This window comes from Kineococcus xinjiangensis (assembly GCF_002934625.1).
Taxonomy (GTDB): domain Bacteria; phylum Actinomycetota; class Actinomycetes; order Actinomycetales; family Kineococcaceae; genus Kineococcus_A; species Kineococcus_A xinjiangensis.
Window position 1 is genome coordinate 219958 of record NZ_PTJD01000002.1, and the last position, 25177, is coordinate 245134.

The 25177-nt window shown below is 71.3% G+C and carries 21 protein-coding genes; 12 read left to right on the forward strand and 9 right to left on the reverse strand.

Annotation, left to right across the window (positions count from 1 at the left end):
- Nucleotides 1-20: 20 nt before the first annotated feature.
- The 7 genes from CLV92_RS03895 to CLV92_RS03925 all read right to left on the reverse strand — a co-directional run bounded on the left by CLV92_RS03895 (nt 21) and on the right by CLV92_RS03925 (nt 8135).
- Entirely contained in the window at nt 21-749 is a 729-nt protein-coding gene (locus CLV92_RS03895) for a DUF72 domain-containing protein (RefSeq protein ID WP_104431484.1), read from the reverse strand.
- Between the two features lie 22 nt (nt 750-771).
- Complete coding sequence (locus CLV92_RS03900; RefSeq protein WP_245886394.1) at nt 772-1860, reverse strand: LacI family DNA-binding transcriptional regulator; 1089 nt, start codon at nt 1858-1860, stop codon at nt 772-774.
- Entirely contained in the window at nt 1857-3380 is a 1524-nt protein-coding gene (locus tag CLV92_RS03905; protein ID WP_104431485.1) for a GH1 family beta-glucosidase, read from the reverse strand. The genes CLV92_RS03900 and CLV92_RS03905 overlap by 4 nt, the downstream gene beginning before the upstream one ends.
- Complete coding sequence (locus tag CLV92_RS03910) at nt 3377-4300, reverse strand: carbohydrate ABC transporter permease (protein WP_104431486.1); 924 nt, start codon at nt 4298-4300, stop codon at nt 3377-3379. The genes CLV92_RS03905 and CLV92_RS03910 overlap by 4 nt, the downstream gene beginning before the upstream one ends.
- Complete coding sequence (locus tag CLV92_RS03915) at nt 4297-5325, reverse strand: carbohydrate ABC transporter permease (RefSeq protein ID WP_104431487.1); 1029 nt, start codon at nt 5323-5325, stop codon at nt 4297-4299. Before CLV92_RS03915 ends, CLV92_RS03910 begins: the two co-directional genes overlap by 4 nt.
- A 77-nt stretch (nt 5326-5402) precedes the next feature.
- The gene (locus tag CLV92_RS03920; protein WP_104431488.1) at nt 5403-6692 is read right to left on the reverse strand and encodes an ABC transporter substrate-binding protein; all 1290 of its coding nucleotides are present in this window, start codon (nt 6690-6692) and stop codon (nt 5403-5405) included.
- Nucleotides 6693-7274: 582 nt separating this feature from the next.
- On the reverse strand, nt 7275-8135 hold the full coding sequence (locus CLV92_RS03925) for a phytanoyl-CoA dioxygenase family protein (RefSeq protein ID WP_104431489.1): 861 nt from the start codon (nt 8133-8135) through the stop codon (nt 7275-7277).
- 167 nt (nt 8136-8302) lie between these two features.
- On the opposite strand from CLV92_RS03925, the gene CLV92_RS03930 reads away from it, so the two are divergent.
- The 3 genes from CLV92_RS03930 (at nt 8303) to CLV92_RS03940 (ending at nt 12827) form a co-directional block, all read left to right on the forward strand.
- A complete protein-coding gene (locus CLV92_RS03930) occupies nt 8303-9340 on the forward strand; it encodes a LacI family DNA-binding transcriptional regulator (RefSeq protein WP_104431490.1) in 1038 nt (345 codons plus the stop codon).
- A gap of 194 nt (nt 9341-9534) precedes the next feature.
- Complete coding sequence (locus CLV92_RS03935) at nt 9535-11067, forward strand: glyceraldehyde-3-phosphate dehydrogenase (protein WP_211290845.1); 1533 nt, start codon at nt 9535-9537, stop codon at nt 11065-11067.
- A gap of 596 nt (nt 11068-11663) precedes the next feature.
- The gene (locus CLV92_RS03940) at nt 11664-12827 is read left to right on the forward strand and encodes an IS701 family transposase (RefSeq protein WP_104431492.1); all 1164 of its coding nucleotides are present in this window, start codon (nt 11664-11666) and stop codon (nt 12825-12827) included.
- A 33-nt stretch (nt 12828-12860) separates the two neighbouring features.
- On the opposite strand, the gene CLV92_RS03945 is transcribed toward CLV92_RS03940, so the two are convergent.
- Entirely contained in the window at nt 12861-14054 is a 1194-nt protein-coding gene (locus CLV92_RS03945; RefSeq protein WP_158257119.1) for a serine hydrolase domain-containing protein, read from the reverse strand.
- Nucleotides 14047-14904, reverse strand: a complete 858-nt coding sequence (locus tag CLV92_RS03950; RefSeq protein ID WP_104431494.1) for an aldo/keto reductase — start codon at nt 14902-14904, stop codon at nt 14047-14049. The genes CLV92_RS03945 and CLV92_RS03950 overlap by 8 nt, the downstream gene beginning before the upstream one ends.
- A 286-nt stretch (nt 14905-15190) precedes the next feature.
- On the opposite strand from CLV92_RS03950, the gene CLV92_RS03955 reads away from it, so the two are divergent.
- The 9 genes from CLV92_RS03955 to CLV92_RS03995 all read left to right on the forward strand — a co-directional run bounded on the left by CLV92_RS03955 (nt 15191) and on the right by CLV92_RS03995 (nt 25169).
- Nucleotides 15191-16384 (forward strand): sedoheptulose 7-phosphate cyclase, encoded by a 1194-nt coding sequence (locus CLV92_RS03955; RefSeq protein ID WP_245886396.1) that lies wholly within the window; start codon nt 15191-15193, stop codon nt 16382-16384.
- Entirely contained in the window at nt 16381-18060 is a 1680-nt protein-coding gene (locus tag CLV92_RS03960) for an FAD-binding oxidoreductase (RefSeq protein ID WP_104431496.1), read from the forward strand. The genes CLV92_RS03955 and CLV92_RS03960 overlap by 4 nt, the downstream gene beginning before the upstream one ends.
- Nucleotides 18060-19220 (forward strand): acyltransferase family protein, encoded by a 1161-nt coding sequence (locus CLV92_RS03965; RefSeq protein WP_146099407.1) that lies wholly within the window; start codon nt 18060-18062, stop codon nt 19218-19220. The genes CLV92_RS03960 and CLV92_RS03965 overlap by 1 nt, the downstream gene beginning before the upstream one ends.
- A 1-nt stretch (nt 19221) precedes the next feature.
- Nucleotides 19222-19656, forward strand: coding sequence for a nitroreductase/quinone reductase family protein (locus CLV92_RS03970; protein ID WP_104431498.1), 435 nt, complete (start codon nt 19222-19224; stop codon nt 19654-19656).
- Nucleotides 19653-20339: an HAD-IA family hydrolase gene (locus tag CLV92_RS03975; protein WP_104431499.1), complete on the forward strand. Its 687-nt coding sequence runs from the start codon at nt 19653-19655 to the stop codon at nt 20337-20339. Before CLV92_RS03970 ends, CLV92_RS03975 begins: the two co-directional genes overlap by 4 nt.
- Nucleotides 20336-21325, forward strand: coding sequence for an ROK family protein (locus CLV92_RS03980; protein ID WP_158257120.1), 990 nt, complete (start codon nt 20336-20338; stop codon nt 21323-21325). The genes CLV92_RS03975 and CLV92_RS03980 overlap by 4 nt, the downstream gene beginning before the upstream one ends.
- An 86-nt stretch (nt 21326-21411) precedes the next feature.
- Nucleotides 21412-22557: an alcohol dehydrogenase catalytic domain-containing protein gene (locus tag CLV92_RS03985; protein WP_425433558.1), complete on the forward strand. Its 1146-nt coding sequence runs from the start codon at nt 21412-21414 to the stop codon at nt 22555-22557.
- The gene (locus tag CLV92_RS03990; RefSeq protein ID WP_104431502.1) at nt 22554-23825 is read left to right on the forward strand and encodes an MFS transporter; all 1272 of its coding nucleotides are present in this window, start codon (nt 22554-22556) and stop codon (nt 23823-23825) included. Before CLV92_RS03985 ends, CLV92_RS03990 begins: the two co-directional genes overlap by 4 nt.
- A gap of 555 nt (nt 23826-24380) precedes the next feature.
- Entirely contained in the window at nt 24381-25169 is a 789-nt protein-coding gene (locus CLV92_RS03995) for a sulfite exporter TauE/SafE family protein (RefSeq protein ID WP_211290847.1), read from the forward strand.
- The last annotated feature ends 8 nt before the right edge of the window (nt 25170-25177 follow it).

Sequence of the window (25177 nt, forward strand, 5' to 3'; positions counted from 1 at the left end):
GTGGCGGGCCGGGGGCGGCGTCAGCGGGCGAGGGCGGCCAGCAGCCCCCGCGCGTCCCGCACCGCGTTGCCACCGCCGTCGTTGTTGAAGTACGCGTAGACCTCGGTGCCGGCCGACTCCCACTCCCGCATCCGGTCCGCCCACCACGCCAGGTCCGAGCCGGAGTAGGAACCGCCGTAGAGGTGGTGGTGGTCGGGGCCGTGCAGCCGGACGTAGGCGAACGGCGCCGTCACCCGCAGCACGCACGGCAGGTGCGCGCCGCTCATCACGCAGTAGGCGACGCCGCGTTCGGCGAGCAGGCCGTAGACGGCGTCGTCGTGCCAGCTGGGGTGGCGGAACTCCACCGCCACCCGCATCCACCACGGGAGGCGGTCCAGGAAGTACCGCAGCCGGTCGTCGTCGCGGGCGTGGTCGGGGCGCAGCTGCACCAGCAGCACGGCCCGCCGGGCACCCAGTTCGTGCCAGGACGCGGCGAGGCGCTGCGCCCACACCTCGGGCGCGTAGAGCCGCTTCGCGTGGGTCAGGCCGCGGGGCGCCTTGACCGACATCCCGAAGCCGTCCGGCAGCCGCCGCCGCCACGACGCGAACGAGGCCTCGCGCGGCCAGCGGTAGAAGCTGGCGTTGAGCTCCACCGTGCCGAACTCCCGCACGTAGTGCCCCAGCCGGTCGCGGGCAGGCGTGCCCGGCGGGTAGAGCACGTCGTCCCAGTGGTCGTAGCTCCACCCGGAGGTGCCCACGTGGATGGCCATCCGAACCCTCATCCCTCCCGCGTCACGCCGAGGCGCGCAGCACCAGCTCGGCGTCGAGGATCACGGGGGCGCTGGACGGCTCACCGCCGGCGAGGAGGTCGGCGATCATCGCCCCGGCCCTCGCGGCCATCCGCTCCACGGGGTTGACGACCGTGCTGAGCGGCGGGGTGGTCGTCGCGGCCAGGCCGAGGTCGTCGTAGCCGAAGACGGCCACGTCCTCGGGCACGCGCCGCCCGGAGGCGGCGAGCACGCCGAGCGCACCGGAGGCCATCAGGTCGTTGGCGAGGAAGACGGCGTCGAGGTCCGGGTGGCGCCGCAGGAGGCGCTGCACGGCGGCCGTGCCGCCCGCCACGGTGAAGTCGCCGTGCTCGACGGCGTCCACGGGCAGGCCGGCCGCGGTGAGGGCCTCCCGCCAGCCGGTGAGGCGGTCGATGCCGGCCGCCATGTCCGCCGGCCCGGCGACCGTGCCGATGCGCCGGCGCCCCGAGGCGATGAGGTGCTCGGCGGCGCGGCGGGCCCCGGCGACGTTGTCCGTGTCGACGTAGCAGGCGGAGTCCACCCCGAGCGGACGCCCCTGGAAGGCGCACGGCAGCCCGGATTCCACGAGGCGGCGGTTGAGGGAGTCCTCCCGGTGGTGGGAGGTGACGACGGCGCCGTCCACCTTGCCGGTCGTGAGGTAGCGCACCGCCCGGTCCTGCCCGCTGCCGGGACGGACCACGACGAGGACCATCTGCAGGTCCGCGGCCTCCAGGGAGAGGGACAGGCCGTTGATGATGTGCCCGAAGAACGGGTCCCCGAGCAGGCGCTCGTTGGGCTCCGGGACGACGAGCGCCACGGAGTCCGTGCGGCGGGTGGCGAGGCTGCGGGCCACGGGGTGGGGGACGAAGCCGAGCTCGGCGATGGCCGCCTCGACGGCCGCGCGCGCCTGGTCGCTGACGAGGTGACCGCCGTTGATGACCCGCGAGGCGGTGGCCCGGGACACCCCGGCGGCCGCCGCGACCTGCCGCAGCGTGGGCGCGGCGCGCCGGCCGCCCCGGGCGCCGACGGGGCCCGCGGGGGTGGGCGCGTCCGCGGACCCGCCCACCCCCGCGCCGTTCCCGTCGGTGGTCACGGCCAGACGGTACCCCCGGGGGCCAGGCGCCCGGTGCGCGCGACCTCGGCGTAGGCCCGCGCGCTCGCCTTGGGCGTGCGCTCGAGGGTGTCGAAGTCGACGCGCACGATGCCGAACCGCTTGTCGTAGCCGTACGCCCACTCGAAGTTGTCCAGCAGCGACCACGCGAAGTAGCCCCGCACGTCCACCCCGTTCCGCCGGGCGGCGTGGACGGCCTCGAGGTGCCGCACGAGGTAGGCGACGCGGTCGGCGTCGGGCACGGACCCGTCGGGGGCGACCTCGTCGTCGTAGGCGGCGCCGTTCTCGGTGACGTAGAGGGGGATGTCGGCCGGGCCGGTCCAGTCGGCCTGCACCCGCTCCAGCAGCCGGCGCAGCCCGTCGGGCTGGACCTCCCACTCCATTGCCGTGCGGGGCAGCCCGCGGGAGACGGAGTGGACCTGCCCCAGGCCGACGTTCGGCTCCGACGTCGGGCGGGCCACGTCGGCACCGCCGGGCATCACCTCCACCCCCGCCGGGGGGTGCGCCGTGACCGACGCCCCGGTGTAGTAGTTCAGGCCGAGGAAGTCGAGCGGCGCGGAGATGACCTCCAGGTCGCCGTCGCGGACGGGCAGCGCCACCCCCACCGCGGCGTGGGCGTCGATCGCGACCTGCGGGTAGCGCCCCAGCAGCACCGGCTCGGCGAACAGGCGGTTCTGCAGCGCGTCGAGCCGGTCCGCCGCGGCGCGGTCCGCGGGGTCGTCGGGGTCGGCGGGGTCGGCCACCGTCATGTTCAGGGTGATGCCGAGCTGGGCGCTGGGGTCGGCTGCGCGCAGCGCCCGGACCGCCGTGCCGTGCGCCAGGAGCAGGTGGTGCACGGCCGACACCGCCGCCTGCGGTTCCTGCCGGCCGGGGGCGTGCTGCCCGCCGGCGTAGCCGAGGAGGGCGGAGCACCACGGCTCGTTGAGGGTGGTCCAGTGCCGCACGCGGTCGCCGAGCGCGCCGTGCACGGTGAGGGCGTACTCCGCGAACCACTGCGCCACGTCCCGGTTCGCCCACCCGCCGCGGTCCTCCAGCGCCTGCGGGAGGTCCCAGTGGTAGAGGGTCAGCCACGGCGCGATGCCCTTCTCCAGCAGCCCGTCCACGAGCCGGGAGTAGAAGTCGAGGCCCTTGCGGTTCACCGTGCCCGGCTCGGGGCAGATCCGCGGCCAGGCGGTGGAGAAGCGGTACGCCCCGAGGTTCAGCTCCGCCATGAGGTCCAGGTCCTCGCGCCAGCGGTGGTAGTGGTCGCAGGCGACGTCGCCGGTGTCGGCGCCCGCCACCGCCCCGGGGACCCGGCAGAACGTGTCCCAGATGGAGGCGGTCCGGCCGTCCTCGCGGGCGGCGCCCTCGATCTGGAACGCCGCGGTGGCGGCGCCCCAGACGAAGGCGGCGGGGAACCGGAGGCCCGCGTCGCCGACCTCCGGTGCGGGCAGGACCGGGACGTCGGTGGCGGTCGGGTCGGTGGTCAGCGCCGCGCGGGACGCGGCGGGGATCGTGGTCATCCCTTGAGGGCTCCCTGCATGATGCCGGCCACCAGCTGGCGACCGACGAGGACGAAGAGCAGGACCAGGGGAACGGTGGAGACCACCACCCCGGCCATGATGAGCGACATGTCCTTGAAGTAGGACGCCTGCAGCAGCTGCACCGCGACGGGCAGCGTGGGGTTCGTCGGCCCGAGCACGATGAAGGGCCAGAAGAAGTTCGTCCAGGAGGCGACGAACGTGAACAGCGCGAGGATGGCCGCGGCGGTGCGCGAGGCGGGCAGCGCCACGTGCCAGAACGTGCGGATCATCGAGCAGCCGTCGACGCGGGCCGCCTCGATGAGCTCGTAGGGCAGCGCGCCCTCGAGGTACTGGGTCATCCAGAACACGCCGAACGCCGTGACGAGGCCCGGGATGATGACGGCCTGGAGCTTCCCGACCCAGCCCAGCTCGCTCATGAGGATGAACAGGGGCACGACGCCGAGCTGGGTCGGCACCGCCATGGTGGCGATGACGAACACGAGCAGCGGCTTGCGGCCGCGGAAGTGCAGCTTGGAGAAGGCGAAGCCCGCCAGCGTGGCGAAGAAGACCACCGACACGCTGGTCACCACGGCGATGACGAGGCTGTTGCGGAACGCCAGGAGGAAGTCGATGTTCGAGCCCAGCACCCGCTGCAGGTTCTCCGTGAGGTGGCCCTGCGGCAGCAGCGAGGGGATCGGGGTCTGCGCGATCGTCACCGCGTCCGAGGACGCCAGCAGGACCGCGTAGTACAGCGGGTAGGCCGACAGGGCGAGGACGACGGCGAGGAGGGCGTAGGTGACCCGGCCCGGCCGGCGGTTCGCGCCCATGCCGGCGCCTCCGCGGCGGCGTGCCGCGGAACGGGCGGCACCGGCGCCGGCGGTCTGCTGGACCGCGGCCAGGGAGAGCTCGGAGCGGCTCATCGGCGCTTCCCTCCCGAGGACGACCCGTCGGAGGCGATCCGCCGGGTGATGGCGAAGTTGACGAGGCCGATGGCCACGATGAGGAGGAACAGGATCCAGGCGACGGCGGACGCGCGGCCGAAGCTCTTCTGCGCGCCCCAGCCCAGTTCGTAGAGGTACATGGTCATCGTCAGCCACTGCCGGTCGGCGCCGCCGTCGCCCTGCTGGTCGTACAGCCGCGGCTCGTCGAAGATCTGCAGGCCGCCGATGGTCATCGTGATGATGACGAAGATCATCGTGGGCCGCAGCATCGGGACGGTGACGGAGAAGAACGTCCGCACCCGGTTCGCGCCGTCGATGATCGCAGCCTCGTAGAGGTCGCGCGGGATGGCCTGCATCGCCGCGAGCAGGATCAGCGTGTTGTAGCCGGTCCAGCGGAAGTTCACCATCGTGGCGATCGCGACGTGGCTGGCGAGGGCGTCCGCGTGCCAGCGGACCGGGTCGACGCCCACGAACCCCAGCAGCGTGTTCACCATGCCCGACTGGTCGGCGAACAGCTTGGAGAAGATCAGGGACACGGCGACGGGGGCGACGACGTAGGGCAGCAGCACCCCCATCCGCCAGAACGTCTTCGCCCGGAGGTTGGCGTCCAGCACGGCGGCGATCACGAGGGCCGCCAGCAGCTGCGGAACGGCCGAGAGCAGGAAGATGCTGAACGTGTTCCGCAGCGCCGTCAGGAACTTGGGCTGCTGCACGACGTCGGCGTAGTTCTGCAGGCCGACCATCTCGCCCTGCCCGCCGATGAGGTGCCAGTCGTGCACCGAGACGTAGGCGGTGTAGGCGAGGGGGAACAGGCCCACGAGGGCGAAGAGCACGAAGAACGGCGCGATGTAGAGGTAGGGCGAGAGCTTCACGTCCGCCCTGGCGAGCAGGCTCCGCAGTTCGCGCGCCCGGTCGGGAGGCGCGGGCGCCGGGGACGGCGCGCGACCGGGCTTCTCGGCTGCGACGGCCTCGGGGCTGTCCCGTCGGGTGGTGACGTCGGCCATGGGGCTCCTTCCGGGCCTGGTGACGTGGGACGCGGGCCGGGCGGGGAGAGGATCACCCGCCCGGCCCGCGGGCCGGATCAGTCGAGGCCGAGCTCGCCGTACGCCTGGACGGCCTTGGCCCAGGAGCCGGCGGCGTCGTCGGTCTTGTCCGTGTCGACGCGGGTGATGGCGTCGGCGACGGTCTCGTGGATCGCGAAGTAGTTCGGGCCCTTGAAGGGCGTGACCTCCACCGCGTCGGCCCGGTTGGCGAGGATCTGCCCGGTCGGGGCGTCGTTGAAGAACGCGTCCTTCTGGCTGAGCAGCTCGTCGCTGGCCAGCGCCTCCACCTGGCTCGGGAACGTGCCCTGCGCCTCGAACGCCTTGAGCTGCTGCTCGGGTGCGGTGAGCCAGGCGGCCAGGTCCTGGGCGGCCTCGACGTTCTTGCCGGCCGCGGGGACGGTCAGGAAGGAACCGCCCCAGTTGCCGCCGCCGCCGGGGAAGGTGTCGGCGATGTCCCAGCCCTGGACGCCCGCGGCGTTGCCCTCGATGACGCCGAGCATCCAGCCGGGGCAGAGCATGGTGGCGAAGCCGTCGTTCTGGAACGCGTTCGTCCAGTCCTCGCTCCACTGGGTGAGCCCCGCCGAGAGGCCGCGGTCCACCGAGGCGTTCAGGACGGTCTCGTAGACCTTCTCGGCCTCGGCGTTCTGGTCCAGGGGGATCGGGGTGCCGTCGGGCTTCTCGTAGGCCGCCTCGACCTGGTTGATCATGCCCTGGTAGATGGCGCCGGCGGAGTCGTACCAGGCGGCGTCGGACGCGGCGGTGAACTTCTCGCCGGCCGCGAAGTAGGACTCCCAGCTGTCGCCCAGGAACTCGGCGACCTCGGCGCGGTCCGTGGGCAGGCCGGCGGCCTCGAAGAGGTCGGCGCGGTAGCAGATGCCCTGCGGGCCGATGTCGGTCCCGTACCCGATGAGCTTGCCGTCCTCGGTCGTGGCCTGCTCGGCCTTCCAGTCGAGCCAGCGCCCCTCGACCTCCGGGTCGGACAGGTCGGCGAAGTTGTCCGGGTACTGCATGAGCTCGGGCAGCCAGTCCACCTCGATGGCCTCGATGTCGGCGAGGCCGGAACCACCCGCGGCGATGCGGGTGTTCATGTTGTCGCGCGCCTCGTTGGTCGTGGCGGCCTTGCGGTGCTCGATCTTGATGTCGGGGTGGGACGCCTCGTACTCCTTCAGCAGCTCCTCGTACCCGAACTCGTTGAACGTCGCGATGGTGAGGGTGGTCTTGCCGTCCTCGCCGCTGGTCCCCGCCCCGCCGCCGCCGCACGCGGTGAGCAGCGCGGTCCCGGCGATGCCCGCGACGAGGGTCAGCCACGGCTTCCTGGTGTTGCGCACGTCGACTCCTTCAACTCCTGGGCGGCTCCGGTGCCGCCGGTCACCACTGCCGGCCACCGGGGGTCCCGGAAGGGCAGAGCGGGCGTTCGAGAGGCGATGAGACCGGTCCCATTCGCGGGCCGGTGAGGCCGCGTCCCTGATGGGACCGGTCTCATCGCGGTGGTCGAAGACTCCACCCCTCCCGGCGAGCTGTCAACTCCCCGGGAGGGGGCTGTTCGGGTGAGATCGCCCGCGGGGCAGGCGATCCCGGCGCGCCGGCGGGAACCGGCGCAGGGCGCGGCGACCCGAGGACGGGCCGCCGCGCGGCCGCCCCGGCGCACCGGTGCGCACCGGCGGACTCAGGGGCCGCCGGACGCCCGGGAGCCCCTCCCCCGCCGGGCGGGCGGCGCGACGTCGGCCGGTCCGGCCACGGCGCACCACCCTCCTGCGGGCGAAGGCTGCTGGAAACGTTTCCATCACAGCCTACGACAGGAAGGCGGCCGGACCCGCGGCCGGGGGCGAGTGTTACGGGGTCGTGACCGACGAAGCCGCGGCCACCTCCGGTCCGGAGGTGGCCGCGGCCGGTCCCGGCGGCGGCGGGCGTCAGGCCTCGCCCATCACCAGGCCCTCGATGCTGTGCTTCTGCGTGATCGGCCGCAGCTCGTCGACGACGGGGCAGACGAGGTGGTCGCGCACCCGCCGGGGCAGCTGCTCGTAGTAGGAGCGGGTGACGGCCAGGTCGTGGTGCTCGGCGTTGCCCGCGCCCGGGGCGTCGACACCCAGCACGAGCACCGGACGCGCCTTCTCCGAGCGGTTCTGCGTGCCGCGGTGGATGGTGAGCGCCGAGCGGGCCGAGACGTCGCCCATCTGCGGGTACCTGCGCACCGCGCGCTCCTCGTAGCGGGCGCACATCGACTTCGGCGGGAACATGCCGTGGCCGAACTCCTCCGAGTGGTCCCACTGGGTTCCGGGGGCGATCTCGAAGGGACCCATGTCCTCCTCGGTGTCGACCGCGGTGAGGTTGAACGCCAGCGACGTCAGCCGCCCGGTGGTGCGGGTCTCCTCGGGCATGGGGAAGTCGCGGTGCCACGGCTGGTCGACCGCACCGGCGAAGGGGATGTCGAAGCCGACCTCGACGATCTGGTACTGCGGCCCGAGCACCGTCTCGCAGACCTTGCGGACCCACGGGTGGTCGACGAGGTCGACGAAGCCGCGCAACTGCTCGGGGTGGATCTCGACGTACCAGCGGTTGGGGCCGCGCCCCACGGCGCCACCCTCCCGGCCGCGGGCCTCGGCGAAGGCGGTCTCGATGTCCTCGCCCATCCGGGCGGCCCACTCCCGGGAGAAGGCGCCCCTCCTGGCGATGATGCCGTCGCCGTAGAGGCCGGCGAGGATCTCCCGCGCCTCCTCGTCGGCACCTGCGGGAACGGGCGGCTCACCGGCGCGGGTGACGGTCAGGCTCATGGGCTCGGCTCCTCCTCGGATCCACGGCTCCCAGCAGGTTGCCACGTGGCATTGCCACGTGGCAATGCGGGGCCGATCCACCGTGGGGCCACGCGGCGCACGCACTCGCCTGCTGCGACGATGACCCGCGGACGGCGGGAGCGCGGAGCGGCGGGGAGGAGCGCGGGATGGCGGCGAGCATGCGTGACGTGGCCGCACGCGCGGGCGTCTCGCCGCGGACGGTGTCCAACGTCGTCAACGGCTCCCCGCTCGTGGCCGCCGCCACCCGCACGCGCGTCGAGCAGGCCATGCGGGAACTGCGCTACCGGCCCAACGCCGCCGCCCGCAGCCTGCGCCGCGCCCGCTCCGGCCTCGTCGCCCTCGTCGTGCCGGAGGTGGACTCGCCCTACTTCGGCGAGATCGCCGCCTTGCTCAGCCGCGCCGCGGAGCAGCGGCAGTGGACCCTGCTCATCGAGCAGACCGGCGGCGACGCCGAGCGCGAGCGCCGCCTGCTCGACGGGATGCGCGCCCAGCTCGTCGACGGCGTCGTCTTCAGCCCCTGGGCCCTGCGGGCCGCGGACCTGGCGCAGCGACGGGACAGCTCCCCCCTCGTCCTCCTCGGCGAGCGGGTGGACGGGCACGCCGGCGACCCCGTCCCCGCGGACCACGTGGTGATCGACAACGTGGCGGCCGCCGCGGAGGCCACCGCTCACCTGCTGGCGACGGGCCGGCGCCGCATCGCCGCCGTCGGCGCCCGCTCGCGCGTCGGCGACGACACCGCGCGGCTGCGCCTGCAGGGCCACCACCGCGCCCTGGCGGCCGCCGGGATCCCCCGCGACCCCGACCTCGAACTGGCCGTGACCGCGCTGCACCGCGCCGACGGAGCCGCGGCCGTCCACCGGCTGCTGCAGCGCGGCACCGACGTCGACGCCCTCTTCTGCTTCACCGACCAGCTCGCCCTCGGCGCGCAGCGGGCCGCGCGGGAGCACGGCCTGCGGGTGCCCGAGGACCTCGCCGTCGTCGGGTTCGACGACGTCGAGGACGGCCGCTACGCCACCCCGTCCCTCACGACGATCTCCCCCGACAAGCACGCCATCGCCGAGCGGGCCGCGCAGTGCCTCGCCGAGCGGCTCGCCGCCGCACCGGACGACGCTCCCCCGCCGCGCACCGTCGTCGTCGGACACCGCCTGCTCGTGCGCGAGTCGAGCGGGACCTCCCCCGCCTGAGCGGCCGCGGCGCCCCGCCCCGGCGGCGTGACGAGCCCCACGTCCCCACCCGCCCCGCACCGGCCCTCCGCTCCCCGCCGCGGCCGTACCCTGCCCGGGCCGGACCCGCGTCCCCCGAGCGCCACCAGCAGCGGAGGGGAGGCCCGGCAGGCGCACGACGCCCCAGACGAACGAGGAGGTTCGAGGAGTCCATGGTGGATCACGATCCAGACCGGGATGCACAGGCAGAGCGCACCGCGGGAGCGGACCAGAGCGCGTGGACGGAGAAGGTGGCGCTCGCGGAGGCGATGCTCCCCCTCGTCGGCCGGCTGCACCGCGAGAAGGGCATCGTCCCGACGGTCCACGGGCGCAGCCTCGTGGGCAAGTCCGTCGTCGGCATCATCAAGACCCACCGCTTCGCGCGGCGGGTGGACGACGTGGAGCTGCCGCTGCAGACCAGCCTGGAGATCCTCCGGGTGCTGAGCGGGCTCGACCTCGCCCCCGCGGCCGTCGACGTGGCCCGCCTCGGCGCGGACGGCGACGGCGACCTCGGGCAGCGGGTGCGGGCCGCCCTCGCCCCCCTGCTCGGGCGGCGGGCCGCCGCACCGAACAGCCGCGACGTCGTCCTCTACGGCTTCGGCCGCATCGGCCGGCTCCTCGCCCGCATCCTGCTCGAACGCGGCGAGGACCCCTCCGGGCTGCGCCTGCGCGCCATCGTCGTGCGGCGCGGCGGCAGCAACGACCTCGTCAAGCGGGCGAGCCTCCTGCGCCGCGACTCCGTGCACGGCGCGTTCGCCGGAACCATCACCGTCGACGAGGAGCGCGAGCGCATCATCGCCAACGGCACCGCCGTGCAGGTCATCTACTCCGACGACCCCGCCGCCGTCGACTACACCGCCCACGGCATCTCCGACGCCCTCGTCATCGACAACACCGGCCGCTGGCGCGACGCCGAGGGGCTCTCCCGGCACCTCGGCAGCCGCGGCGTCGGACGCGTCCTGCTCACCGCCCCCGGCAAGGGCGACATCAGGAACGTCGTGCACGGCCTCAACGAGGGGGCGATCGGGCCGGACGAGCAGATCGTCTCCGCCGCCTCCTGCACCACCAACGCGATCAGCCCGGTGCTGAAGGTCCTCCACGACCGCTACGGCATCCAGCACGGCCACGTGGAGACCGTGCACTCGTTCACCAACGACCAGAACCTCATCGACAACTTCCACAAGGGCGACCGGCGCGGGCGCTCGGCGGTGCTCAACATGGTCGTCACCGAGACGGGCGCGGCCAAGGCGGTCGCCAAGGCGCTGCCGGAACTCGCCGGCAGGCTCACCGGGAACTCCATCCGCGTCCCGACGCCGAACGTGTCGCTGGCGATCCTCAACCTGACGCTGGAGCGGGGCGTCGACAAGGCCGAGCTGAACGACTACCTGCGCCGGGTCTCGCTGTCGTCCCCGCTGCAGGACCAGGTCGACTTCGTGGACTCCCCCGAGGTCGTCTCCACCGACTTCGTCGGCACCCGCAAGACGGGCGTCGTCGACGGGCTGGCGACCATCGCCGACGGCAGCCGCCACGTCGTCGTCTACGTCTGGTACGACAACGAGCGCGGCTACTCGGAGCAGGTCCTGCGGGTGGCCGAGACCATGCTGGGCGTGGCGCGGCCCGTCGTGCCCCCGCTGACCTGGCCGGCGGTGCCGGGACCGCGCGGGGAGTGTGTCCCCGCGCAGGGGAAACCCGAGCCCGCCGGAATCTGACCCCGCCCCCCTGCTCCGCCCCGGGGTCCAGTGGTGCACACGCCACCAGCTCCGGGGACGGAGCAGAACAGCTGGGAGAAGCTCAGCGGTGTCCGGGCCGGCCCCACCGCGCAGGTGGTGCGTGCCGTCCAGCGCTCATCCGCGGCACCCGCCCGGATCCGTGCGACGAGCGATCGAAGTGGCCGGTTGAGGCAAGCCCAGAGGGCCACGTCATCCAGCACCTGGAAAGTGGAGGGCGACGACCGGATGTGCACATCCTCAACGAAATCGAGGGTCGCGGCGTCTCGCTGGTGGCAGCAGAATGATCATTGCCGTGGCTGGGTGCGGTGTCCTAGCATTCTCGACCGATGCTCGACGTGGCTGCCGCTGCGAATCCACCGCTCCATCGATGCAGGGCTCGGCTCTCCGCAGATCGGTCCTGTAGGTGACCTACTCGACGGAAGGGGGGATCGGCGGAGCAGTGGCACCCGCCGTTCATCGTGAGTCAGTACGACAGTCACACCTCGTCGCGATCCTGACTTCAGAGACCGCGACACCCCTGTCCCCTGACCGCCCGAGGACGTGCGGCGCGCCAAGTCGTCAACACGGAGGTCACCATGGTCGAGGTCGGGGACTCACCGCGCCTGCCTGACATGTACGAAGACGTGCTCGAGGAGGTGTGCGGATACGTCTTCGCTGCGCTGCCTCGCGAGGATCAGCGGCGCGCCGGTCGGGAGTACGTGCGCGGTCTGATCCTGACGTCAGGGCGCAAGACCGTGCGCGGCATGGTGACGTGCAAGGCCGCGGCGTCGGCGCGAGAGCAGCGTCTCCACCACTTCGTCAGCCGGTCGACATGGTCTTCCCGAGAAGTTCGTCAGCGACTGATGGACTTCCTCCTCAACGTGAGCAGGCTCAGCGCCTGGATCGTGCAGCCCACCGTGCTGAAGAAGTCCGGTGTTCACACAGTCGGGGTGAAGAACGAGGTCGTGCCCTGTCTGGGGAAGCAGATCAACCATCAGCACGTCCTGGCCTCATGGTACGTCGGGGACGATCTGATGGCTCCCGTGGATTGGCGCCTGGTCCTCCCCAGCGAGTGGACGCAGGATGCGGCACGGCGACGTCGGGCAGGGATACCCCAGCACGTCGACAGCGAGACGCCCACGCAAAGTGCTGTCGGTCTCATCCGCGCTCTCCCCCCGGGGACCGCGTCCACCTCGGCTCCCCCGGTCCTGATGGATACGCGCGAGACCCACACGCCGGCAATCCTCAGCACCGCGGTGGAGCGGGGCATGCCGTACCTGCTGCGCGTACCCGGCAGCTTGTCCCTGACTGTCCACGATGGGCACTGTGCGCTACCCAAGGGCTTCGCCGGACGGGCGCAGCGCCTGGCCCAAGCGGCCCGACCCGCCGGGTGGGCCGTAGCAGGGCTTCCCGATCGGAGGGTCCTTCGACTTCCGGTGGTCGTCGACGACGCCCACGGCGCCTCGCGCCAGACCCGCCTCTTCGCTGACTGGTCCGGCGACAAGGGCTGGGCCAAGCTGTGGGTGACCGACCTGGAGGTTGACGACACGCAGATCCTGCGGCTGGCTGCGCATCTCGAGTTGGCTGAGCGCACCTACGAGCACGTCTCCCGATCGCTGGGAGCGACTGACTACGAGGGGCGCTCCTACGTCGGGTGGCACCATCACATGAGCTTGGTCTCGATCGCCCAGGCGGTTCAGGCTTTGGCCGCTGGCGCTCCGGTGACGGCTCGGCCCGAAGCGCAGGGCATCGCCCCCTAGGGGTGCGCCTGCGCCCCGGGCCGAACTGAGGCGTCAGTCGTGAACCGTCAGCGCCGACGCTGCGGCCGAGAGCAGTGAGGAGGCTCTCCGGTCGTCCGGGCCGAGCGCGATGAGGCGGTTCATGACGTAGGAGACGCCCGCACCGACGCGCGGCCATGCCTGGTTGGCGGAGCCGCCGCCTCCGTCATGCCCGAAGCTCACCCCGTCGGGTCCGGGGCGCGGCTGGGTGCGCAGCCGGTAGCCCCCGCCGCCGTAGGACATCGGAACGTCGATGAGAGGGTCGGTCGCGCGAACGTGGACTCCCCTGGCGTCGTCGAGAACCGGACGGGAAAGCAGGTGCGGACGCTCCCCCGGTGCCCGCATAGCGTCCTCGGCGAGCATGCCGTAGAGGCGGGCGAAGTCGCGGGCTGTTCCGGCGACGTTGACGGCGGGGATCAGCGCTTGCAGTCTCTCCCGCGCACTCCACAGGTCCTCATGCGGGGGGAAGGGCATGGGGTTGCTCCACACGCGACGCGTCAGTGGATCCGCGTTGGCGAAGAATCCGCTGAACTGAGCGAGGAACTCCGTCCCATACTCCGTGCGAGCCACTCTGGCGAGGTCCCGATCAGGCACCCCGAAGTGCAGGTCCAGGCCGTGCGGGCGGGCGATCTCCTGACGGAAGAAGGCATCGAGCGGGCGGCCGTCGACGCGGCGCACCAACTCGCCGATGATCCAACCGGAGGTGAACGGCCCGTACATGAGGCCGTGGGCGCGAGGGTCGCTCTCCGGCTCCTGTGCGGCCAGCAGCGCGGCCATGGCACGAGCATCGAGGATGTCATCCTGGCTGACGCTCACGCGCAGTGCCGGCATCGCCGCGGTGAACGTGGCGACCTGCCTGATCGTGATGCCGTGCTTGCCCGCGGCGGCGAACTCCGGCCAGTACCGGGCCACCGCGTCGTCGAGGCGCAACTGCTCCCGCTCCACGAGCAGCAGCAACGCGGTGACGACGATGCCCTTGCTGCCGGAGAAGATGATCTGCAGCGTGTCCCGTCCCCACGGCCGCCCTGTCCTGGAGTCGGCCACCCCGCCCCACAGGTCCACGACCAGCCGACCGCCGCGGTACAGCGCAAAGGCCGCACCGAGCTCGCCACGATCGGTGAAGTTCCTGGCGAACTCCTCCGCGACCGCTTCGCAGCCCGGCTCGACCGCCGCACCTTCCGGCTGGAGGGTTGCCGTCACGTCAGGCATCCTCGACGAGGCGAACCAGCTGCTCATCGCTGAGGTGGATCTCGGCTGCCGCGAGGTTCTCCTCCAGGTGCGCCACGGACGAGGTCCCGGGAATAGGGGCGATGACCGGGGATCGGTGCAGCAGCCAAGCGAGGGAGACCTGGGCCGGGGTGGCGCCCACCTCGTCGGCGACCACCGCCAACGCACCGTTGCGCTTGGCCAGTTCGCCCACGGCGATCGGGAAGAACGGCATGAAGGCGATGCCTGCGCTCTCGCAGAAGTCCACCACGTCGTTGTCGTCGCGGGTGGAGAGGTTGAAGAGGTTCTGCACCGCGGTGATCTCGGTGATGCGCATTGCTTCCTCGATCTGCTCCACGGTCACCTGAGACAGCCCCACCTGGCCCACCTTCCCGGCCTCCTGAAGCTCCTTGAGAGCGCCGATCTGCTCCGCTAGGGGCACCGTCGGGTCGACGCGGTGCAGCAGGAACAGGGGCAGGCGCTCCATCCGGAGCCGGCGCAGGCTGAGCTCCGCCTGCTGCTTGAGGTACTCCGGGCGTCCCAGCGGAATCCACTCCTCAAGAGTGGGGCCAGGGCGGCTCACGCCGGCCTTGGTGACGATCGTGATGTCGTCGCGTCCACCGAACGCCTCGCCCAGCAGCTCCTCATTGTCCCCCAGCGCGTAGGAGTCAGCGGTGTCGAACAGTTCGACGCCACGATCGGCAGCGCCTCGGAGGAGGGTGATCGCTGCTGCACGGTCGACGGGCCCGCGCCACACGTCCTGGTCGCTCAGGCGCATCGCGCCGTACCCGATCCGGGCGACCGTCAGGTCCCGGCCGATCTGCACCTTGGCGCGCATCGTCGTCGTCGTCATGGGAGGACACCACCTTCGTCGTCGACCGACGCACGGTGCGCCGGTGAGGCCCACCATCAAGGCGCGCGTGTCGCCACAGCAACGAGAACCACCGTGGTTCGTCACAACGGTGAGACTTCGTCATGTCGGACTTGACGAAGTGCAGCGGAGGTGACGCACACGGGCCGGGATGCTGTTCGCGGCCGTGGCGAAGCGATTGGGTCTGACCACTCTGCCAGCTCACCGAGGCATCGCCACCTGCAACAGGAGAGCGAGCCCCTGGCCAGCATCTGGAGGAATCATGACCGTGACCGACTCGACGAGCGGCCTCGTCGTCCGCAGCAGCAGGGTTGACACCTGGCGCGTCCACGCCACCCAGGAAGTGGCCTACGAGATCCGGCAGTGCGACGACGTGTTCGACCCGGACTCCACCGACCTGGTGCACGCCGCCCGAGGCGCCGGGTCGCGGCGCCGCTTCGTCGTCATCGACTCCCGGGTCAACGAGCTCTACGGCGCCCGCATGGTCGAGTACTTCGACCACCACGGTGTGGAGGCGCGCATCCTCCCGCTTGAGGTCGATGAGACGGTGAAGAACCTGGACACCGTCACCCGCATCGTGCGTGAGATCGATGCCTTCGGGATCGACCGGCGGCGGGAGCCGATCATTGTCATCGGTGGCGGGGTCATCATGGACGTCGTCGGGCTCGCTGCGAACCTCTACCGCCGCGGCACCCCCTTCGTGCGCGTACCCACGACCCTGATCGGCCTGGTCGACGCAGGGGTGGGCGTGAAGACCGGCGTGAACTTCAACTCGCACAAGAACCGGCTGGGCACCTACTTCGACAAGTCCCTGACGCTGCTCGACACCGGCTTCCTCGCCTCTCTGGACCGGCGCCACCTCTCCAACGGGCTCGGCGAGATCCTCAAGATCGCGCTGATCAAGGACCGTGAGCTGTTCGTTCTCCTCGACCGCTTCGGCGCAGACCTGCTGCGGGAACGGTTCCAGAACAGCGATCGTCTCGGCCGCCGCGCAGCTGCCAGCACGCTGCAGCGCGCCATCCAGGGGATGCTGGAGGAGCTGCAGCCGAACCTGTGGGAGGCGAACCTGGAACGTTTGGTGGACTACGGGCACACCTTCAGCCCCACCATCGAGATGCGCGCCCTGCCCGAGCTGCTGCACGGTGAGGCCGTCGCGGTCGACATGGCCATCACCACGATGATCGCGACCCACAGGGGGCTGATGTCCGCCGCGGAGAGCGCCTCGGTGCTCAACGTCATGGCCAAGCTCGGACTGCCGACCTGGGACGACAGCCTGGACGCCGACCTCCTCGCGCGAGCCCTGGAGGAGACGGTGCGACACCGCGACGGCCAGCAGCGTCTGCCGCTGCCCGTCGGGATCGGCGCGGCCACCTTCGTCAACGACGTCACCCATCAGGAGCTCGACGCTGCCCTGTCGAGCCTGCACAGCGCGAGCTACAGCAAGGAGTTGCAGACCGCATGAAGACGGCAACGTTCACCGGCCCTTCGAAGGTGGCCACCGCGGCCGCGCCGGGTGGCGCGACGCTGCGGCGCCGGGAGCTCCTGAAGGGCGCAGGCGTCGGGGCCCTGCTGGCGGGTAACGTCCCCACCGCTACCGCCCGAGCCGCCACTCCTAGCGTCGCGGCCATCGGCGAGGGTGTGCTGACGGTGACGCCCACCGACCGGCAGTACCCCGACCTGATAACGCCGTTCAACCAGCGTTGGGTCGGCTCCCCCGACGCGGTCCGCATGCCCACCTCCACCGACCAGGTCGTCGGCATCGTTCAGGACGCCGTGCGGCGCAACAAGCGCGTCGCCGTGCGCGGCGGTGGCCACGGCTACGAGGACTGGATCTACAACCCGGAGGTGCAGGTCGTCATCGACATGGGGCACCTGCGCAAGGTGACTTACGACCCGAAGCGGCGCGCCTTCGCCGTGGAAGCCGGCGCGAACCTCATCGAGGTCTACAACGCCCTCTACGAAGGCTACGGGGTGACCGTGCCGGCAGGGGTCTGCTCACTCGTCGGTGTCGGCGGCCACGTCAGCGGCGGCGGGTACGGGATGCTGTCTCGCAAGCTGGGCCTCATCGTCGACTACCTGCAGGCGGTGGAGGTCGTCGTCGTCGACGCCCACGGGAGGGCCCGGAGCGTCATCGCGAGCCGTGACCCGCTCGATCCCGCCCACGACCTGTGGTGGGCACACTGCGGCGGCGGTGGCGGCAACTTCGGAGTGATCACCCGCTACTGGTTCGCCGACCCCGGGGCCAGCGGCTCCGATCCGACCCGGCTCCTGCCGGCCCCACCCGCGGAAGTTCTCATCCTCAACCCCACCTGGGACTGGAAGGGCATCACCCGCGAGGGCTTCACCGCTCTGCTGGACACCTACGGCGCCTGGCACGAGCAGCACTCCTCCCCCTCCAGCCCCTACAGCGGCCTGTGCTCCTGGCTGTTCCTCAACCACCGCTCCTCCGGTTCGATCGGCGCGCTGATCCAGATGGACGCCACCGGGGAGGATGCCGAGCAGTTGGCCACCCAGTTCCTGGATCAGCTCGATCAGGCTCTCGGCATCAAGCGCAAGGACAGCGTGCTGCGGCTGCCGTGGTTGAAGGCCACCAGGCACATGGGCTCCAGCAGCCCGCTGCAGACCAGCCCCACCTACCGCGGGGAGCACAAGTCCGCCTACATGCGCAGGAACTTCCCCCGCCGGCACATCGACGCCGCCTGGCGGCACCTGACCCGGGAGGACTACGCCAACCCCCTGGGCATGATGGTCATCACCTCCTACGGCGGCGCCATCAACGCCGTGGACCCTGGCGCCACTGCCGTCGCCCAGCGCGACGCCATCCTCAAGCTCCTTTACCAGACCTACTGGACCAGTCCCCAGGACGACAGCTCCAACGTCGCATGGCTGCGGGAGTTCTACTCCGACGTCTACGCGGAGACCGGTGGCGTGCCCGTTCCCGACGATGTCACCGATGGGTGCTACGTCAACTACCCCGACGGCGACATCAGCGACCCCGGGCTCAACACCTCCGGCGTCGCCTGGCACACGCTGTACTACAAGGACAACTACCCGCGGCTGCAGCAGGTCAAGGCGCGTTGGGACCCGCGCAACTTCTTCCACCACCACCAGTCCATCCGCCTTCCCGGAGCACAGTGATGCACCCGCAGACCAGCGGCAGCCGACTGCCCACCTTGACCTCGCTGCGCTTCCTCGCAGCCTTGGCGGTCTTCGTGACACACATCGCGGTGGCACGCCTGTTCCTCGACGCCTCCATCAGCGACGGGCTCGCCCGGTACCTCAGCAGGCTCGGGTACGCGGGAGTGTCCTTCTTCTTCATCCTCTCCGGCTTCGTGCTGATGTGGTCCACGCGCCCCGGTGACACCCCTACCGCCTTCTACCGTCGTCGCCTGGCCAAGATCTATCCCAACCACGTCGCGACGTGGCTGGCAGGGCTAGTGCTCATGGCGGTGACCGGTGCGACCCTCACTTGGGGTGCGGCCCTGCCAAGCCTCTTCCTGCTGCAGAGCTGGTCACCCGACCTCACCGTGCTGAGCGGCACCAACGGACCGAGCTGGTCGCTGGCCTGCGAGCTCCTCTTCTACCTCTCCTTCCCTCTCCTCGCCCCGATCCTGCTGCGCATCCCCCGTCGGCGGCTGGTAGCCAGTGCAGCGGGGATCACCGCGGTGATCGTCCTCATCCCGGTTTTCGCGCAGCTCCTGCCCGAGCAGCCGCTCTCTCCGTTCCAGCCGGTGTCCTGGGCGCGCAACTGGTTCGTGTACTTCCTTCCGCTCTCGCGGCTGCCCGAGTTCGCCCTCGGCATGGTGATGGCCCGCATCCTGCGCGACGGACTCTGGCCGGGGATGCCCGTTCGGTGGGCACTGGCGCTCGTCGCTGGCGGCTACGTCCTGCAGGTCTGGCTGCCCGACGCCTACGGACTCGTCGCTCCCACCACAGCGCCCCTCGCGCTGCTCATCACCGCCTACGCGCACCGCGATGTCACCGGCGCGCGCACCTTCCTCACCAGGAAGGAGCTGGTCTGGCTCGGGGAGGTGTCGTTCGCGTTTTACATGGTTCATTTCCTCGTCCTGCAGTACGGACCCATCGGTCTCGCGACCCGCGCGAGCGGGGACGTCGCACGCGCCACGCCCACCGCGGTCACCCTCATCCTCATCTCCCTGCTCGTCACCCTGGTCGCGGGAGCACTGCTGCACCGCTTCATCGAAGTGCCCTGCATGAAGCGCTTCGGGCGCAGCCGCACACCGCAGACGAGCACCACGCCCGGGCCGGCCGTCGCAGCAGCGACCCAGGAGGTCTGAGGTGACCTACAACAGCGACCTCATCGACGAGTTCCGAAGCTGCAGAGGACGGACTCGGGACTTCCGCGAGACGCCCCTGCTGCTGCTGACCACGCAGGGACGGGTCAGCGGCCACCAGCGCACCACACCTCTGGTCTACCTGCCCGACCACGACGACTTCATCGTCTTCGCCCTCAACGGGGGAGCTCCTGAAGACCCCCAGTGGTACCTCAACCTGCGCGCTTCCGGCACAGGAGCGGTCGAGACGGGTGAGCGCACGGTCCACGTGCGAGCATCGACCGTCGAGGGCAGTGAGGCGGAGGCCCTGTGGAACCGTCAGATCGAGCGGGTGCCGCAGTTCGCCGACTTCCGCGCCAAGACCACACGCGCTGTCCCGGTGGTTCGCCTGCGCCCGTCGGGACCCGGACGGCCCCAGGCAGGGAGTGACCCGTCGTGATCGACCTCGTCGGAGGAGTCCCCCACTGCATCGGTGAGGTCCAGGCGCTGCTGTTCGACATGGACGGCACCCTGCTGGACTCGGACGCCTGCATCACCCGCGCTTGGAGCGACTTCGCCGCGCGACGAGCTCTTCCGGTGGCCGACGTGCTCAGCCTGGTTCCAGGACGCACTGCCGCCGAGATCGTCTCCGCCTTCCTCCCCGACGCGGACGACGTTCGCCGCGAGGTGGCTCACCTGCAGACCTTCCAACTCAGGCACCTGGAGGGCATCGTGGCGGTCAGAGGCGCGCTGGAACTGCTGTCGCGGCTGGATGGGCTGCCCTGGGCGGTGGTGACCTCCGCACCTCGGGAGGTAGCGCGCCTTCGCCTGCGCGCAGCCGGGCTGCCGGCAGCACCGCTGCTGCTCGCCGACGAGGACGTGCAGCGCAGCAAACCGGATCCTGAGGGGTTCCTCGCCGCGGCGGCCGCCTTGGGTACCGACATCGGGCGATGCGTGGTGTTCGAGGACTCCGCCGCCGGCCTGCGAGCCGCCCACGCCTCAGGCGCACAGGTGGTCGCCCTGGCCCCTTCCGCGCCCGTCCCGGACGGCGTGGGCCTCACGGTGCGCGACCTGCGAGAGGTGCGCGTGCGCCGCGACGGCCAGGGGCATGCCGTGGACCTGCTGAGGGTGCAGGGGCCGTGAGTCGCGTCGTGGCCGTCGACGTCGGCGGAACGTGGTTCCGGGTCGGCTCCTCCTGCAAGGACATCGGCGCATCGACCGTGCAGCGCGTGCGCTCGCCCAGCCTGCTCAACAACCCCGGGGAGTCCGTCGAATCCCTCATGGCGACGCTGCTGTCGATGCTCGACACCGCTGCTCCGTTGGGGGCGGAGGTCTCGATCTCGCTGGGCGCGGCACTCGATGAGTCCACTGGCACGGTGTACGGCTCCGCTCCATTGTGGGGTGACTACACCGGCGCCTTCCCACTGCGGGAGGAGCTGCGACGTCGCCGACCCGATGTGTCCTGGCAGGTGTTCAACGACCTCACCTGCGGACTGGCTGACTTCAGCGCCCGCGCTGGTGGTCAGGGTGCACGCCGGATCGGGTACCTGACGGTCAGCAGCGGCATCGCCTACCGCTCGGCCGACCTGACTCGGCGCGAGATCGAGGTCGACGCTTCGGGCCTGCAAGGGGAGATCGGGCACACTACCGCCCCACCGGTGCAGGACCCGCTCCTGGCGGGAACGCCCCTCCCCTGCGACTGCGGTGGTCACGGCCACGTCGCGTCCTGCGCTTCGGGGCCGGGGATGGCGCGCATGGCACGGGCCCTCGACCTGCCCTGCGCCGAGCGGTTCCCCGACGGCTTCACCGACGAGCTGCGGGAGCGTCGTCACGGTGCCCGCTCTCTGCTGCGGGAGGCCGTGAGACCCGTCGCCCACGTCCTGCGCACGATCTGGCAGATCAGCCCGCACACCGATGTCATCGGCGTGGGCGGAGGCGTCGCCGAGAACCTCGGCACCTTCTACGAACAGGAACTCACCCGACAGATCTGCGAGCAGCGATCCTACGCGGACCGCTGGCTCACTCCCGAGTTGATCTCGCGGCGGTTGCGGATCGCTCGCCCCGGCGAGGCGGACTGCCTTCGCGGCGCACTGCTCATGGCAGAGGGCTACCTCAGCGTCACCAAGTGACATGCAGCGGGAGCGGAGATCTCGCGCGGCAAGGACAGCGACAACACTGATTCGGAGGACGAACTGTGCAACGACACCGCGCGATCGTGCGGCGTGGAGACACCTGCGCACTGCAGCACGTGCCCACGCCCACGCCTGGGCCGGGGGAAGTCGTGATCGCCGCGGAGATGGTCAGCCTCTGCGGCACAGACATCCAGATCCTCCGAGGGATGCGTGATGACCCGTCCCCGATCGTCGGGCACGAAGGACTGGCCCGCGTCGCCGCGGTCGGGGAGGGGGTCGAGAACCTCGCCATCGGGCAGCGGGTGATGGTCAACCCCACCGCGCCGGATGACCCCTCCTTCCTCCTCGGTCACAACGTGGAGGGGCTCTTCCAGGAGCGCACGCTCCTTCCGGCCAGCGCCGTCACTGCCGGACAGATCGTGAGTGTCGGCGCACATCGGGATCCGAAGACGACGACGGGGAACGGGACGGACACCGTCTCCAGCACCGAGGCGGACCTGGATGCCGGGCTCGGCACACTGGTGGAGCCACTGGCCGTCGTGCGCTACGCACTGGCCTGTCTCACGCGGCAGCAGGTCACGCACCTGGTGGTCCTCGGTGGCGGGCTCATCGGCCTGCTCGCCGCCCTGGTGGCCAGGCGCACCTTCGGCCCGGCCATGTCGATCACGGTGGTCCACCACAACGACGACGTCCGGGCATGGGCGCAGCGGGCTCTGGGCCCTGGACTGCACCACGTCGACGACCGCGACGCCGACACGCACCTGCAGCACGCAGTCGATGCTCCGTGCGCCGTCCTGGCGGCCGGCTACCGCGACGCCACCGTCACGAGCATCGACACGGCGGCCACCCTCCTTCGCGATCGGCTGCGCGCCGTGCACGCCGTCGGAGGCGTCGCGGCCGGCGATCGCAGCGCGGTGTTCCCCTCCCTCGACCTCGCCGCCGCACGGGCAGCCAACACCGGTGCTCCCTGGCCACCTCGGGTCAGCGAAGAGATCCCCAAGGGCGCTGCCACGCCGGTTCACTTCACGGGAAATCGCGGAGTGAGCAACGACATGCTGCAAGCTGCCTTCGACGAACTGCGCCGACACGGCGCAGACTACGCCCGACTGTTGACGCATCGCGTCGGCATGGCCGAGGGCGTGGCGCTCATCAACACGATCTGCCGTGACAAGCAGCGCGTCGTCAACGGCTCCCCCGTCATCCGCCTCGTGGTGGACCTGCACCGATGACCCTCCCACGTCACGAGGAGCACACCTCCCGACCGCTGCGTGCCACGGCCTCGAACAGCCGCACGGGCGCTGCCGACCCCACTACTCCGGAGCGCGGCGCCGCGACATCCGCCCTGACCCGCGATCGAGTCACCCTGTCGCTGTACGCCTCGCTCGGAATCCTGGGCTACCTCCTCACCGGCATGGGCGCCATCCTGATCCCCCTGCAGGAGCAGCTGCACGTCGAGCGCGCCGCGGTGGCCTTCTATCCGACCACCTTCGCCGCTTCGCTCCTCGTCGTCGGGCTCGCCGGCGAGCGGCTCACCGCACGCTGGGGACACCAGCTGGTGCTGCGCACGGCCGTGCTCTCGATGGCCGGCGGGGCGGGCCTGCTCACCACTTCCTCCTGGCCACTCACCCTCACCGGTGCGCTGCTCTTGGGGGCCGGAGGTGCCCTCACCGTCCAGATCGTCCCCGCCGGACTGCACGTGCACCACGGCAAGCGGGCACCTGCGGCACTCGCCGAAGCCAGCGCCCTGAGCAGCTTCGCCTCCCTGCTGGCCCCGCTGGCCGTTGCCACTGCCATCGCCACCGGAGTCGGCTGGCAGGCCGGCTACCTCGTCGTCCTGCCACTCGCGCTGCTGCTCATCGGGGTCGCCAAGGTTCCCTGGAAGCCCTCATCTGCGCCGAGCAGCCCACCGGACGAGCATCCGCCGCTGCCCGCTGCCGGGTCGCTCCTCCAGCGCTGCATCGACGTCCTGCTCGCCATCGGCATCGAGTTCTGCCTGATGCTCTGGTCCGCCGACGCCTTCACCCAGTGGCACCACGTCAGCGCTGCCCAGGCTCCGGCTCTCGCCGCCCTTTTCGTCCTGGGCATGGCCATCACCCGCGCGGCCGCCACCCCCCTCACCGCGAGATGCTCTCCCAGGGCCGTCATGCTCGGCGCGTGCGCCACCGCCTCTCTCGGCTTCCTGCTCTTCTGGGCAGCCCCCGCCCTCGTCCTCAGTGCCGTGGGGTTGTTCCTGGCAGGGCTGGGAGTGGCGTTGCTGTACCCATTGGCCCTCGCCCGTGTCGTGCAGGCATCACCAGAGGCCCCTGACCACGCCGCTGCCCGGGCGGCCCTGGCATCCGGACTGGCAATCGGCCTGGCCCCGCTCACACTGGCAGTCATCGGCGATCAGATCGGCCAGCGCGTGGGGTACCTCCTGGTACCAGCCCTCTTGGCAGCGCTGGCACTTCGCACCGCCCGAGACTCGGCGCAACATCACGTCCAGGACTCCGCTCGCTGAGCGTCGGATCTGGTTCGCGCACCGGGCGGGGTCAGGCAGCCGACGCCGCGGCGGGCGTGGCTGGGCTTGCTGTGGCGGGTGGGGTCATCCACGACGGAGGTGCTGTCGCCTCCCTGGCACACCCGCGACCATGCCTTCCGGTCGGCCCCGAAGCCCGACGACAGTCCCGGCCGGCGCAGGCACGCTGACGGTGGAGGTGGAGGTGGAGACGGTGTGCCCGATCGACGCGCGTGAGAACGGCGATCTTCCAGTGGCCCCAGGCCGGCTGGCCCCCGTCGAGGAACCACTTCGAACTGCACCCCAGGGATGACCGGACGAGGTCCGGAGCGGCTCATGACGGCTTCGGCCACGAGGTGCCTCGGGCACCAGGCAGGCCACTGATCGCGACTCAGCACCCCGGGACTGCCTCGGACACCTGCTGGCTCCCGTCCTTCGACGCGTTCCGCCGGTGCATCGGCCGCGGATGGTGATCCGTGAGCCGTCCAGATGGGTGAGGGGGTTCGCAACGGACCGGAGGGGCCCGGCGGCGGGGCCGGCACTGCCTAGGCTCGGCGCGTGACGGGAACCACCCTGGCGTCGCTGGGCCTGCTGACCATCGTGCTGCTCGTCCTCGCCGCGTTCCTCGCGGGCTGGGTGGACGCCGTCGTCGGCGGTGGCGGGCTCGTGCAGCTGCCGGCGCTGCTGCTGGTGCCCGGCATCGACCCGCTGCAGGCGCTGGCCACGAACAAGCTCGCCGGTGCGATGGGCACGGCCACCAGTTCCGTGACGTACTACCGCCGGGTCCACCCGAACCTGCGCACGGCCCTGCCCACGGCGCTCGTCGCCGCGCTGGGCGCCGCCGGTGGGGCGTTGTCGGCCGCGGCCGTGCCCGAGGGCGTGCTCGAACCCGTCATCCTCGTCGCCCTCGTGGTCGTGGCCGCGTACACGCTGCTGCGGCCCGACCTGGGCGGCGCCACGGTGCTGCGCTTCAGCGGGCACCGGCACACCGTCGTGGCGGCGCTGACGGGTGCGGTCATCGGCTACTACGACGGCATCGCGGGGCCGGGGACCGGCGCGTTCCTCGTCTTCGCCCTCGTCGGGCTGCTGGGCTACGCGTTCCTGGAGGCCAGCGCCACCGCGAAGATCATCAACCTGGCGACGAACGTCGGGGCCCTCCTCGTCTTCGCCGCGCACGGTGCGGTGCTGTGGGAGCTCGGGCTGGTCATGGGCTGCGCGAACCTCCTCGGCGGCTACCTCGGGGCGCGCACCGCCGTCTCCGCCGGCAGCCGGTTCGTGCGCGTCGTGTTCCTCGCGGTGGTGAGCGTCCTCATCGTGCGGCTCGGCTGGCAGGTGCTGCAGGGCTGACACCCCTG